Raw genomic sequence first — 12,580 nt, 5'->3', positions numbered from 1 at the left:
CACCGTCGAATAGCTCTCGACCGCAAACGCTCCCCCTCCTAGGTTGAACTACACGATGACTGCAGAACAAACGTTCTCCTTGACTCGCTCCGACCGCCTCGGCCCCGCCCTGGTCCGCGCCACGGGGGATGAGCGCTGGCGCGAGCACACGGCAGCGCTGATCACGGGCGGGAAGTCGAACCTCACCTTCGAGCTGACCTCGGACGCCGGCTCGTTGATCTTGCGCAGACCCCCCACCGGACACCTCCTCCCGCGGGCCCATGACATGGCCCGGGAGGCGCGGATCCAACGCGCGCTCGGCGTAACGGACGTGCCGGTGCCCGGGATCGTGCTCGTCGGAGACGCACCGGGCACGCTCGACGTCCCGTTCTACGTGATGGAGAAGGTCGACGGCGTGATCCCTCGCGAGACCCTTCCCGCCGGATACGCCGACTCACCCACCGATCGGACCGCACTGGCCGACGCATTGATCGAGGGCCTCGCCACCCTCCACGCGGTCGACCCGGCGAGTGTGGGACTCGGCGAGTACGGCAGGACCCAGGAGTTCGCCGCGCGACAGGTGAGGACGTGGACCCGGCAATGGGAGGCGACCCGGACGCACAACGTACCCGCCATGACAGAACTCTCGACTCGGCTGGGTGCGCAGCGCTGGGCGGAACCGGCCCGGGCGACCATCGTTCACGGGGACTACCGACTCGACAACTGCGTGTTCGCTTCGGACGATCCGCGCCGCCTCGTGGCGGTGCTCGACTGGGAGCTCTCCACCCTGGGCCATCCTCTGGCCGATCTCGGCCTGCTCCTCGTCTATTGGATCCAGGCCGGTGAGACCGTGCCCGTGCTGACACCCGCGTTGACCCGCGAACCGGGCTTCCCCGATCGGGCCCAACTCGTCGATCGCTACGCGGAGTTGTCGGACGCAGACATGACGGAGTTGCCTGCGTACACCGCGTTGGCGCACTTCAAGTTCGCCGCGATCGCCCAAGGCATCTCGGCGCGAGCGGCCGGCGGCCAGATGGCCGGTCAGGAATTCGGCGACCTCGATGCCGAGGTCGCACGGATCGCCGAGGCCGGCCTCCTCGCGCTCGACAGCACCGACGACCCGCACCGACCCGCACCGACCCGCACTGACCCGCATTAAAGGAGCACCGATCATGGACTTCGCCCTCTCCCCCAAGGCCGAGGACGTCTGCGGTCGCATGTGGGACTTCATGCACGAGGATGTCTTCGCCGCCGAGCCGGTGTGGGCCGCAGAACTGCGTGAGCTCGGCGAGCACGCACATCCTCCGGTAATGGAGTCCCTCAAAGCCTCGGCGCGTCGACGGGGTCTTTGGAACCTCTTCCACCACGAGTTCGGCGGCCTTTCCAACCTCGAGTACGCATCGGTCGCGGAGATCACCGGCTGGTCACCCGTAATCGCACCCGAGGCCATCAATTGCCAGGCCCCGGACACCGGCAACATGGAGACGCTGCACCTCTTCGCCACCCCGGAACAGCGCGAGCGGTGGCTCGAGCCGCTGTTGGAAGGCGAGATCCGCTCGGCGTACGCGATGACGGAGCCGCAGGTCGCGTCGTCGGACGCGACCAACATCGAGACCTCGATCGTCCGTGACGGCGACGAGTACGTCGTGACCGGCCGCAAGTGGTGGATCACCGGCGTGGCCGATGAACGCTGCGAGATCTTCATCGTCATGGGCCGCACCGATCCCAACGCCGCCACCCACCGGCAACAATCGATGGTCCTCGTCCCCCGAGACACCCCGGGCGTCGAGGTCGTACGTCACCTGCCGATCTTCGGCTACCAGGACCAGCACGGGCACTCCGAGATCCGCTTCGACGGAGCCCGTGTGCCGGTCGCGAACCTCCTGGGCGAGGAGGGTGGCGGCTTCGCGATCGCCCAGGCCCGCCTCGGGCCGGGCCGCATCCATCACGCCATGCGGGCCGTCGGGATGGCCGAACGCGCCCTCGCTCTTATGGTCGACCGCGCCAAGGACCGCGTCGCGTTCGGTGTCCCGCTCGCTGACCAAGGCGTCGTCCAGGACCTCATCGCCCGGTCCCGCATCGAGATCGACCAGGTCCGCCTCTACGTCGAACGCACCGCCTGGCTCATCGACCAGGACGGCGCCAAGAACGCCCGAGGCGAAATCGCCGGCATCAAGGTCGCCGCACCCGAGGTCGCCACCGCGGTCATCGACCGCGCCATCGAGGTCTACGGCGGCGCCGGCGTCAGCGACGACACCCCCCTCGCCTACTTCTACGCCTGGGCCCGCGTCCTGCGCATCGTCGACGGACCCGACGCGGTGCACCGACGAACCGTGGCACGAAACGAACTCCGCGGCTCGGCGAATCCATCGCGCAACCCCGTCGTCCACGGGCAGCCGGCCCAGTGACGTTCAACAGGTCCACGCTTGTGACGGGCGCCTCACGGGGAATCGGGCAGGGCATCGCCCTCTCACTAGCCCGGCAAGCCTTCAACCTCACGATCAGCTCGCGCAACGAAGGCGACCTCGAGACTCTCGCCACAGTGCTGCTCGCTCTGACCGAGGCGATAACGCTGGTCCGATCACACTGACCGACAACCGAGACGCTGGACATCAGGCAGCCCTGACCGCTCTCGCCTCAGTCAACCACCGTCGGCCGACGGTGGTTGAGGAGTCGAGCAGTTGTCGTTCGCAACCGCCGTCCAGCAACTGGCGGCGGACCGCAAGTTGGACCCCTTGTGCACGGCCGTGGGCGGGCTCAGGCCCGGCCAGATCGATGCCGTAGTGGAGGTCCGAACCGGATTACGATGAGAAGTCACAACCACCCGCGCTATCGATCGGGAGGTGGGCGGTGTGAGTGAGTCAACCAGACCCAAGCGGGTCGTGATCGTCGATGCGGATGACCCTCTGGTTGAGGTGCACGGGGAGTTCTTCTGGCGCGAGGATCATGAGCGCCTGTTGGCTTCTGCGCGTGAGGCCGCGTTCAAGGATGGCTATGCCGAGGGGTACGCCGCGGCCCGCAGCCGACCCCAGCGGATCGTGATCCGGCAGCGGACCGGCGTCCTTCGGCGCCTGGTCCTCGGGCTGCTCTTCCTGCTGGTGGTGGTCGGGTTTCTGACCAGTCTGGTGGCCAGCTTCACCCGCTGAGTCCACCGTCGGCGAGTCGCAGGAGCTTTCCACAGATTCACTGATCGGGGTTCCGCCGCGCTCGCGGATGGGTTCACGGTCGAAGGGCTACAGCTTCGACCCACCTCTCGGGGGTGACCCGCAATGGGCGTTCAGCCAGCCCGACCGCGATACGCCGCATCGGCATCGGCCCTGGCCGATGCGTGGCCGGCCCGGCCGGCGTTACCGGCGGCGATCTTCTCCTCGAGTGTCCACGTGCGGTCCTTTCCGATGCCTGTGGCTAGGTACAACCTCAGGAAGGGAAGTCAGTGATGTTCCTTGCGACGAACGTGAAGGTCAACCCGGATCCGACGAGCCTGCCCGGCGGTGGGCAGATCCAGCAGATCCTCGACGGGCTTGGCGGTTGGGCGTTGTTCGCTGCCCTCGGCGGACTGCTGATCAGCGTGATCATCTGGTCGCTGGGCAGCTTCGGCGGCAACTACCACGCGGTCTCGCGCGGCAAGACCGGCGTCCTGGTCTGCGGCGCCGCCGCTCTGGTGGCCGGTGGCGCCGCGCCGATCATCAACTTCTGCTCCAACCTCGGCTCCCAGATCCACTGAAGGAGCCGGCGATGCACTCGATCCAGGCCTTCGATCCCACCGTGGCCCCGCCGTTCACCGGCTGCCCGTGGTGGAACCTGATCTGTAAGGGCGGCCATCAGGTCGCCGACGCCGGTCTGAGCGCGATCACCAGGTCGATCGCGACCGGCGCGAAGACGCTGCTGAGCCAGATCGTCAAGAACGTCGACCAGTCCTCGACCGTCCCGCTGGCCGACCCGACCTACCGCCACGTCTACTACGGGTTCCTGGGCCTGGCGGCCTCGCTGATCGGGGTGGTGCTGTGCATCGCGCTGGTGATGGCCTGCCTGCGCCGCGATCCCGGCACCCTGGGCCGGGCCGCGGTGGGCGTGGGGGTTGCCTCTTTGGGTGGCGGGTTCTACATCGTGATGGCCCAGCTGCTGATCGCCTTGGATGACTGGCTCTCGCACAGCGTGGTGCGCATCACCGGCTATGACCTGTCCAGCTCGATCGACAAGCTGGCGTCGGGCTTCGACCGGATCGCGGGCGATCCCGGTCAGGCGGCGGCGAACATGCTGCTGATCTTGCTGATGGCGATCATGCTGGTATCCGGGCTAATCCTCTGGTTCGTCCTGGCGCTGCGCAAGGTCGCCATCTTGGTGGTGGTCGCGTTCGCGCCGCTGCTCATCGCGGGCTATCTGTGGGCCCCGACCCGAGCGTGGGTGCGCAAGACCACCGAGGTGCTGATCGCGCTGGTGTTCACCAAGACCGCGATCTTCACGCTCTTCGGGGTCGGTCTCGCGCTGCTGGCACGGGGCACCGATCAGTCGTTGAGTGACTTCGTCGGCGAGACGGTGCTGATGTGCGGCGCGTGCTTCGCGCCGTTGGTGATGCTGCGGCTGGTGCACTTCGCCGCCGACACCCACCTGGCGGGCGATGCGATGGGCACCCTGCGGGGCGGGATGAACCCGGTGCTGAACCGGATGCCCGGTGGCGGCTCCGGCTCGGGGATGCGCCGCAAGGACGCTGCCCGCGCGCAGAGCACCGCGCCACGGCCGGAGGGTCCTGAGCCGGCGATGGCTACCAATCTTCCCGCGCCCGGTGGTGGCGGAGAAGGAGTGGCAGCCGGAGCTTCCGGCGAAGGAGCGGGCGGTATGGCGGCGAGCGGCGGGGCTGCGACCGCGGCAGGCGTCGCCGGCGTCGCGACGCTGGTGGCCGCCGAGACCACCAAGGCAGCGGGAACCCATGCCCGGGAGACGTCCGAGCAGCTCGCGGATCACGTCGATCCAGGTCGTACGGCGCAGCCGCCGCGCGACGACGCCGCGCTCCCTGGGCCCGACGCCGACCCGAGCGGCCACGGCGGACAAGGAGACAAGTCATGACGATCCAGGAGACCCCGACGACCTACACCTTCGGTCGACGCGACCGCGGTGGGCTGCTGATCGGCTTCACCGCGAGCCAGATCTGCGCGCTGGGATGCGGCTTCGCCGCGGTGCTGTTCGGCGTCCTTGCCGGCGGCACCGGTGGCGCGCTGGTCGGCTGCCTGGTGCTGGGCGTGATGGCCACGCTCGCGTTGTTCCCTGTCCAGGGTCGCCCGTTGGTCGACTGGGCGCGTCCCATCGCCAACCATCTGCACGCCCGGCTGCTCGGAGATGCCCACTATCTGGGTGGGTTCTCGGCGCTGCGCCGCTGCGATGGGGTCGCGCGGATGGACCTGCCGGGGCTGGGCCAGAGCCTACGACTGTTCGAGGCCCGCACCTTCGACGGACCGGTCGCGGCGATGCGGATCGGCGACCGCTGGACGGTGGTGCTGCGGGTCCGCGGCGCCAACTACGTCCTGGCCGACCGCGCCAGCCAGGAGCGGCGGATCAGCGCTTGGGGTGCGCTGTTGTCCCAGAGCGGGCAGGAGGGATCGCGGATCGCCGCGGTCCAGTGGCTCGAGCGCACTGTGCCCGACAGCGGTCACGACCTCAAGCAGTGGTGGGACCAGCACGGCCAGCACGCGGCGCCGTACGCCGGGGCCTACGCCCGGCTGATCGAGCGAGCCGGCCCGGCCGCGACCCGGCACGAGTCGTTCGTCGCGGTCGCGATCGACGCCCACAGGCTGCGCCGTCCGATCCGTCAGGCCGGCGGGGGCCCGGAGGGCACCACGAAGGTGCTGATGGGTGAGATCGCCTGGGTCAGGCAGGCGCTCGGCCGCGCCGACATCGACGTGCTCGGCGTGGCTGGGGCCAAGGAGCTTGCCACGATGATGCGGGGACAGTTCGACCCGGCCTCGGCAGCAGGGCTGGACACCGCGGGGGTCCCGTCCTCTCCGGTTGCGGCCGGGCCGATGGCCGCCGAGCCGGGTTGGGACCACTACCGCACCGACAGCGCGATGCACGCGGTCTACTGGATCTCCCAGTGGCCCTCGGTGCCGGTCGAGGCGGCGTGGGTCTACCCGCTGATCGCGCTGGGTGGGATCCGTCGGACCGTCTCGGTGACCGCCGAGCCGATCGCACCCTCGCGTTCGCTGCGGGAGCTGCGCAGCCAGCGGGTCGCCAAGCGTGCCGACGAGGCACAGCGGCGTCGGCTCGGCCAGGTGGAGACCGCCCAAGACGACGAGGAGTACGACGCCCTCGAGCGGCGCGAGCGGGAGCTGGTGCGCGGGCACACCGAATACCGGTTCACCGGCTGGATCACCGTCACCGCCGCCGATCTCGATGAGCTGGAGTCGGCGTGCTCGATGGTCGAGCAGGCCGCCGTGCGCAGTGCGTTGGAGGTACGCCGGGTCTACGGCGAGGTGGACCAGGCCTTCCTGCGCGGCGGCCTGCCGCTGACCCAGGGGGTGGCCCGATGAAGCGTCGCGACCCACGCGCTGCGACCGGTCGATCGCTGCGGCGGCTGCGGGTTCCGGCGCACCGGGCCACCACCCGAAACCTCCAGGCCATCTACCCGTTCATCGTCGACTCCGCGCTGGGCACCCGCGGGGTCTACATCGGGCGGCAGGCCGGCTCGGACGGCAGCTTCGTCTTCGACCCCTGGGAGCTGTACGGCGAGGGCGTGATCACCAACCCGAACATCCTGCTGGCCGGGGTGATCGGGCGCGGCAAGAGCGCGCTGGCCAAGACGCTCGCACTGCGGATGAGCGCCTTCGGGGTGCGCGTCTACGTGCCCGGTGACCCGAAGGGCGAGTGGGGGCAGGTGGCCACCGCGCTGGGCGCGGACCCGATCGTGCTCGGTCGAGGCCTGCCCGCCCGAGTCAACCCGCTCGACCCGGGCCCCCGCCCGCCACGGCTGAGCGCCGAGGAATGGGCACGCGAGGTGCTGGCACGACGCAACAGCCTGCTCGCCTCGCTGGCCGAGACCGCGCTGGACCGCCGGCTCCGCCCGGTCGAGCGCAACGCGCTGCTGGTCGCGCTCACCGAGGTGACCGGCACCCGCCACGAAGCCCAGCCAGACTCCTATGCAGGCGGGCAGGGCGCGCCGGTGCTGCCCGAGATCGTCACCGCGCTGATGTCTCCGTCGCGGGAGGCTGCGGCCACCCTGCAGATGAGCGTTCGCGAGCTGGTCGTGGACTCACGCGACCTCGCCTTGGAGCTGCGTCGCCTGGTCGTGGGCGACCTGGCCGGGCTCTTCGACGGGCCGACCACCCACCCGCTGGACTTCGATGCACCGATCCAGGTGCTCGACACCTCGCGGCTGGCCGGTGACGACACCGCGGTCGCACTGTTGATGACCTGCGCGTCGGCCTGGATGGAGGCCACCTTGGCCTCGGCACCGGGTGGTCGACGGCTGGTGGTCTACGACGAGGCCTGGCGGATGCTGCGTCACCTCGCCCTGGTCCGCCGGATGCAGGCCCAGTGGAAGCTCTCCCGAGCGCTCGGGGTCGCCAATCTCGCGGTGGTGCACCGCATCTCCGACCTCGGCGCGGTCGGTGCATCCGGCAGCGAGGCCGTCGCCCTGGCCCAGGGCCTGCTGGCCGACTGCTCGACCCGGATCGTCTACGCCCAGGAGTCCGACCAGGTCGAGGCGACCGCGACCACGCTCGGCCTGACCGATGTCGAGGCCGACCAGCTGGTCCACCTGCCTCGCGGAAGGGCGTTGTGGAAGATCGGACGGCACTCGGCGATCGTCGACCACCTGCTCGGCGAGGAGGAGGTCACCCTCGTCGACACTGACGGCAGGATGCGAGGCATCGCCTCATGAGCGGCCGCGAGGAGACGGTCTCCAGCGACGCTCTGGCGATCGGCATCCTCATCATCGGAGGCGTCGTCGGGGTCGTCGCCGGTGGGTGCTGGCTGGCCGCGCAGGCCAGCCTGCTGCTCGTCGGACGCTCCGGTGCCTCGGCGCCGTTCAGTGGTTCGCCGTCGTTCGTGGTCCAGCTGATCCGCGACAGGCAGGTCACGGCCGCCTGGGATACGGCGTACCCCGACGCTGCATCGCTGGTGCCGGCCGCGTTCTGGAGTGTGCTCGCGGTCCTGATCCTCCTGATCGCGGTCGGCGCAGCGCTCGGGATCCTCGGCTGGCAACGCCGCACCCAACCCTCGCAGGTCGATCCCGCACGATGGGCGACCCGTCGTACGCAGCGGCGGCTCGCCGTACCCGCTGATCCCGCCAAGCGGCGGTGGCGACTGGTCGCCGGGCGGGCGCTGGGTCGGCGGATGCTGCTGGCCGGCCATGACTGCGTCTCCGCGGTCGTGTTCGGGCCGAACGGGTCCGGCAAGACCACCGGGCTGATCGTGCCCAACGTGCTCGACTGGGACGGCCCCGTGGTGATCACCACCGCCAAGCCCCAGGACCTGCAGCCGCTGTGCGCGGCCCGCGCCGTCCACGGGCCGGTGTGGGTGATCGCGCCCGGCGGCGCGCCGGGCCACCAGCTCGCGGGCTGGTCACCCATCGATGCCGCGGTCGACGCCGAGGCCGCCGACCGGCTCGCCGAGTGGATGGTCGACTCCTCCGGGATGGCCGACGACCCGAAGGCGCGGCCCTGGAACGCCCAAGCACGCAAGTACCTCAAGGGGCTGCTGCTCGCCGCCCACCTCTCCGGTGACGGCATCGCCGGATGGGTGGAGTGGATCCACGCCGGTGAACGCGCCCGCGACCACGTCGAGGACCTGCTGCGCACCGCAGGTGAGGACGGCGCCGCGCAGGACTACGCCTCGACCTGGCAGATCCACGAGGAAGGCAAGGGATCGGTGCTCTTCACCGCGCTGGGCATTGCCGACACCTACTCCCGGCCCGGCATCCTCACCGCAGCACGCGCCGGCGGCTTCACCCCAGCAGACCTGTTCGACCGCGCAGGCACCCTGTGCGTGGTGGTGCCCAACGCCGACGGTGACCGGTTCGCGCCGTACTTCACCACCCTGCTGTCGGCGATCATCCACACCGCCGAGCAGCGCGCCGCACGGCAGGGCGGCCCGATCGAGCCTCGGCTGCTGCTGGCGCTCGATGAGGCCGGCAACGTCTTCCGCTACCCCCGGCTGCCCCACCTGCTGACCACCTCGCGTGGCAACGGCATCCAGCTGCTGCTGATCTACCACGACCTGGCCCAGCTCGAGCACCTGTACGGCGGACGCAGCGTCGCCCGCACCGTGGTGTCCAACGCGAAGATGCGGATGCTGCTGCCCGGCGTCGCCGACCTCGACACCCTGCGCTACTGGTCAGACCTGATGGGCCAGACCCGCACCCACTCCCACGGCACCACCACCGGCGGCGACGGCCGACGCAGCCGCTCCCGCAACGAGCACACCGACCACCTGGCACCACTGCACCTGCTCCAGCAGCTGCCCGACGGCCAAGCCGTGCTGCTCTACCAGAACCTCCCACCCGCACGGGTCCGGCTGCTGCCCTGGTACGCCGAACGCCGGTTCCGTCACCTCCGGGACGCCCCATGAGCACCGACACGACACCACCTCCACCGTCGCCCGAAGGCGACCCGCTCGCCCGGCAGCTGCTCAGCCACGCACAGATGATCAGCAGGCTGCGCCGCGACCTCGACGAACTGGCCCACGAGGCAGTCGACACCGCCGCCGGACTGGCCGCCCGGATCGACGACCTCGAAACCACCGGCAACACGAGCAGCATCGCTGCCTCTTCGACGGCATGGTGCTGGCGCAACCTCGGACCCAAGGGTCGCGACGAGCTGTGGCGACAGCTGACCGATTGGGTCGGCTGGTTGCGTGCCCGCTACCCGCTCGCCCGCACCATCCCGACCTGCTGGGCCGAACACCCCGAGGTCGTCGAGGAGCTCACCGCGCTCTGGCTGGCCTGGCAACAGGCCTACGAGGACAACGACCCACCCTTGACCGCGGCCGCGGACTGGCACGACCGGTGGCTACCCGGCGTCCTGCATCGGCTCCAACACGGAGCGTTCGCCATCGAATGCAGCACCCAACACCGCCCCCGTCCGGCCGCGTCCTACGGACCCCCGACACCCGACCTCGGCCCCGACGCCGACCTCGACCCCGAGCTGGCCTCCGCCGGCGCCGGTCCGTCCGCACCCCGGGCGGGCGCATGAGGCGGCAGCTGGTGGCGCTGTGTTCCGTGGGTGTGCTCGCCCTGAGCGGTTGCGGCAGCACCCCGGAGCACGCCGCACCAACGACCCCCATCCACAGCACAGCGCCCCTGCCCTCAATCGCACCCGCGCCCGCACCAAGCGGCCAGCCAACGACCGTGCCGGGGCCGGGCAGCGCCGCACGGAGGGTGCTGGCGACCTGGTCACGACCACGGCTGGACTACCACCACTGGTGGGCCGGCCTGCGTCCGCTGCTCAATGCCGAGGGCCGCCAGGACTACGCCTACACCGACCCCAGCCAGATCCCACGACTCACGCTCACCGGCCTGGCCGTCGTACGACGCTCCCCGGTGGCAACCGCAGCGACCGTCTGGTTCGACACCGACCACGGCCTCTTCGGCGTACGCCTCTCGCGGCGCTCCCCCACCGCGCCGTGGCTGGCCGCCGAGATCATCTTCCCCCGCCATCCCCAGCCCAAGCCCCAATCCAAGCCCCCGTCCCACCCGACCACCGGCTTCGACCACGCGAGCCTGTGATGAACCGGGCAGCGATCGCCATCATCGCGGCCGTCGGGCTGGTGATGAGCAGCCTGATCGTCTTCGAGACTATGTTCGGGGCCCGCGACGATGCCGGCTGCCTGCCCACCCCGCAGCTGGCCGCAGCCCACAGCGGCCAGGCTGGCCCAGGCGCGAGGCTCAGGCTGATCCAGGCCAACCTCAAGATCAGCGAACCCACCCACCATTTCGCATCCGATCTGGCCAACATCGTCGGCCGCGACCCGGACTTCGTCACCCTCAACGAAGTCAACAGCCGCAGCGACGGCCAGCTCACCCGGCCCGGCTACGGCATGTGGCGGGCACCGGTGTCCTTCGACGGCCGGCGCAGCCCCGCCCGGGAGACCGCGGTGCTCTGGCGTGCTGATCGCTGGACCCCAGCCGCGAGGGGCTTCATCCGGCTGACCCGCCCGGTGCGCGGTCACTACGAGCGGCTCGACTCGCGCTACGCCACCTGGGTGACCCTGCGCTCCGCATCCGGGACGCAAGTATCGGTCGTCTCGGCCCACACCATGGTCAACCCACGGCGCGACCACGACACACTGCGCAAGCACGAGGACGCCGCCGGGTTCAAGAACCTCGCCTGGCTGGCACAACAGCTGCAGAAGAGCGGACCCGTCCTGGTCGCAGGCGATCTGAACACCTACTACCCCCACAACGGCGGCCCGGGCGACGAATGGTGGGGACCGCTCCCCGCGATGACACCGGTCGGCATGATCCCCACGTATCGGGCGCTCGGCAAGCCCGCCGCCGGATGGGCCACCTACGACCGCGGCGGCACCTTCGACTGGATCTTCTACCAGACTGGCGCACTGGTGCCCCTGCGGCAGAACACCTTCGGGCTCTACTCCGACCACCGTGGTGTGCAAGCCGACTTCTCCGCCGCACGCACCGCCGACGCAGAACCTTCCGCGCACGCCAACCGGGCCGCGGCCCCGGCCCTGTCACATCCTTCAGTGGCCGGCTTCGACGCCGAGCAGCTCCACAACGCTGCCGCGATCATCGCCGCCGGCCAGCAGCTCGGCGTACCCCTCAAGGCCAAGGCCATCGCGCTGATGACCGCAATCGGCGAATCCGGTCTGCGCGTCCTCGACCACGGCGACACCGCCGGCCCCGACTCCCGAGGCCTGTTCCAGCAACGCGCCGGCGGCGCCTGGGGATCACTCGCCGACCGGATGGACCCACGCACCTCATCGCTGAACTTCTACAAGGCGCTGCTCCAAGTCCCCGGCTGGACCAGCCTGCCCCCGACCATCGCCGCCCACCGCACCCAACACAACGCCGACCCGAGCTACTACACCCCGTACTGGTCCCACGCCCTGCGGCTGCTGTCCGCGCTGACCGGCTCCAGCACCGTCCAGGCCCTCCTCGCCGACGGCGCTACCGCCAGCTGCGACACCGTCCTCGCCGCCGCGCACGGGCTCGGCTCCGTGACCTGGCCAGTCCCTGCCAATCTCGCTGGCACCGACGAGCACAACTTCGGCCACCGCGGATCCCTGTGGTCGAGCTTCCACACCGGCACCGACTTCGCCGTCCCCTGCGGCACCCCCGTCTACGCCGCCACATCTGGAACCGTCATCCTCGACCACACCCAGGCCTGGGCCGGACCAAACCTGGTGAAGATCCAGAGCGCCGGCCCGGGCACGCTGACCACCTGGTACGCCCACATGGAATCCGAATCCGTCATCAACGGCCAAGCCGTCACCGTCGGCCAACAGATCGGCCGCGCCGGCGCCGAAGGCAACGCCACCGGCTGCCACCTGCACTTCGAGGTCCACCCCCACGGCGGGACGATCTACCAGGACCCGACCGATCCGTCCGCCTGGCTCGCCCACGAGATCCGAATGCAGTGACTCCACCGCTTGTTCG

Annotated in this window: 11 protein-coding genes; all 11 read left to right on the top strand. The window is 70.1% G+C overall.

Going from position 1 to position 12,580, the window contains the following annotated elements; translation table 11 throughout:
• The first annotated feature begins 55 nt into the window (after positions 1-55).
• The gene (locus Q9R13_RS17615) at positions 56-1,138 is read left to right on the top strand and encodes a phosphotransferase family protein (protein WP_310962478.1); all 1,083 of its coding nucleotides are present in this window, start codon (positions 56-58) and stop codon (positions 1,136-1,138) included.
• Positions 1,139-1,151: 13 nt separating this feature from the next.
• A complete protein-coding gene (locus Q9R13_RS17610) occupies positions 1,152-2,387 on the top strand; it encodes an acyl-CoA dehydrogenase family protein (RefSeq protein ID WP_310962477.1) in 1,236 nt (411 codons plus the stop codon).
• A gap of 444 nt (positions 2,388-2,831) precedes the next feature.
• Entirely contained in the window at positions 2,832-3,125 is a 294-nt protein-coding gene (locus tag Q9R13_RS17605) for a hypothetical protein (protein WP_310962476.1), read from the top strand.
• Positions 3,126-3,415: 290 nt separating this feature from the next.
• On the top strand, positions 3,416-3,703 hold the full coding sequence (locus Q9R13_RS17600; RefSeq protein WP_310962475.1) for a DUF6112 family protein: 288 nt from the start codon (positions 3,416-3,418) through the stop codon (positions 3,701-3,703).
• An 11-nt stretch (positions 3,704-3,714) separates the two neighbouring features.
• Positions 3,715-5,043 carry a type IV secretion system protein gene (locus Q9R13_RS17595; protein ID WP_310962474.1) on the top strand — a complete coding sequence of 443 codons (1,329 nt, stop codon included), beginning with the start codon at positions 3,715-3,717 and terminating at the stop codon, positions 5,041-5,043.
• Entirely contained in the window at positions 5,040-6,500 is a 1,461-nt protein-coding gene (locus Q9R13_RS17590; RefSeq protein WP_310962473.1) for an SCO6880 family protein, read from the top strand. The genes Q9R13_RS17595 and Q9R13_RS17590 overlap by 4 nt, the downstream gene beginning before the upstream one ends.
• On the top strand, positions 6,497-7,849 hold the full coding sequence (locus Q9R13_RS17585) for an ATP-binding protein (RefSeq protein WP_310962472.1): 1,353 nt from the start codon (positions 6,497-6,499) through the stop codon (positions 7,847-7,849). The genes Q9R13_RS17590 and Q9R13_RS17585 overlap by 4 nt, the downstream gene beginning before the upstream one ends.
• Positions 7,846-9,537, top strand: a complete 1,692-nt coding sequence (locus Q9R13_RS17580; protein ID WP_310962471.1) for a type IV secretory system conjugative DNA transfer family protein — start codon at positions 7,846-7,848, stop codon at positions 9,535-9,537. Before Q9R13_RS17585 ends, Q9R13_RS17580 begins: the two co-directional genes overlap by 4 nt.
• Complete coding sequence (locus tag Q9R13_RS17575; protein ID WP_310962470.1) at positions 9,534-10,160, top strand: hypothetical protein; 627 nt, start codon at positions 9,534-9,536, stop codon at positions 10,158-10,160. The genes Q9R13_RS17580 and Q9R13_RS17575 overlap by 4 nt, the downstream gene beginning before the upstream one ends.
• Before the next feature lie 155 nt (positions 10,161-10,315).
• On the top strand, positions 10,316-10,693 hold the full coding sequence (locus Q9R13_RS17570; RefSeq protein ID WP_310962469.1) for a hypothetical protein: 378 nt from the start codon (positions 10,316-10,318) through the stop codon (positions 10,691-10,693).
• Positions 10,693-12,564, top strand: a complete 1,872-nt coding sequence (locus Q9R13_RS17565) for a peptidoglycan DD-metalloendopeptidase family protein (RefSeq protein WP_310962468.1) — start codon at positions 10,693-10,695, stop codon at positions 12,562-12,564. Before Q9R13_RS17570 ends, Q9R13_RS17565 begins: the two co-directional genes overlap by 1 nt.
• Positions 12,565-12,580 lie beyond the last annotated feature (16 nt).

Source organism: Nocardioides marmorisolisilvae, from assembly GCF_031656915.1.
In the GTDB taxonomy this organism is placed as follows: Bacteria; Actinomycetota; Actinomycetes; order Propionibacteriales; family Nocardioidaceae; genus Marmoricola; species Marmoricola terrisoli.
This window is presented reverse-complemented; position numbering and strand designations above follow the sequence as displayed.

What these genes read in the sequence shown, in the direction of transcription:
- Q9R13_RS17615 (WP_310962478.1), top strand. Translation starts at nt 56, where the DNA reads ATGACTGCAGAACAAACGTTCTCCTTGACTCGCTCCGACCGCCTCGGC.
- Q9R13_RS17610 (WP_310962477.1), top strand. Translation starts at nt 1,152, where the DNA reads ATGGACTTCGCCCTCTCCCCCAAGGCCGAGGACGTCTGCGGTCGCATG.
- Q9R13_RS17600 (WP_310962475.1), top strand. Translation starts at nt 3,416, where the DNA reads ATGTTCCTTGCGACGAACGTGAAGGTCAACCCGGATCCGACGAGCCTG.
- Q9R13_RS17595 (WP_310962474.1), top strand. Translation starts at nt 3,715, where the DNA reads ATGCACTCGATCCAGGCCTTCGATCCCACCGTGGCCCCGCCGTTCACC.
- Q9R13_RS17590 (WP_310962473.1), top strand. Translation starts at nt 5,040, where the DNA reads ATGACGATCCAGGAGACCCCGACGACCTACACCTTCGGTCGACGCGAC.
- Q9R13_RS17585 (WP_310962472.1), top strand. Translation starts at nt 6,497, where the DNA reads ATGAAGCGTCGCGACCCACGCGCTGCGACCGGTCGATCGCTGCGGCGG.
- Q9R13_RS17580 (WP_310962471.1), top strand. Translation starts at nt 7,846, where the DNA reads ATGAGCGGCCGCGAGGAGACGGTCTCCAGCGACGCTCTGGCGATCGGC.
- Q9R13_RS17575 (WP_310962470.1), top strand. Translation starts at nt 9,534, where the DNA reads ATGAGCACCGACACGACACCACCTCCACCGTCGCCCGAAGGCGACCCG.
- Q9R13_RS17565 (WP_310962468.1), top strand. Translation starts at nt 10,693, where the DNA reads ATGAACCGGGCAGCGATCGCCATCATCGCGGCCGTCGGGCTGGTGATG.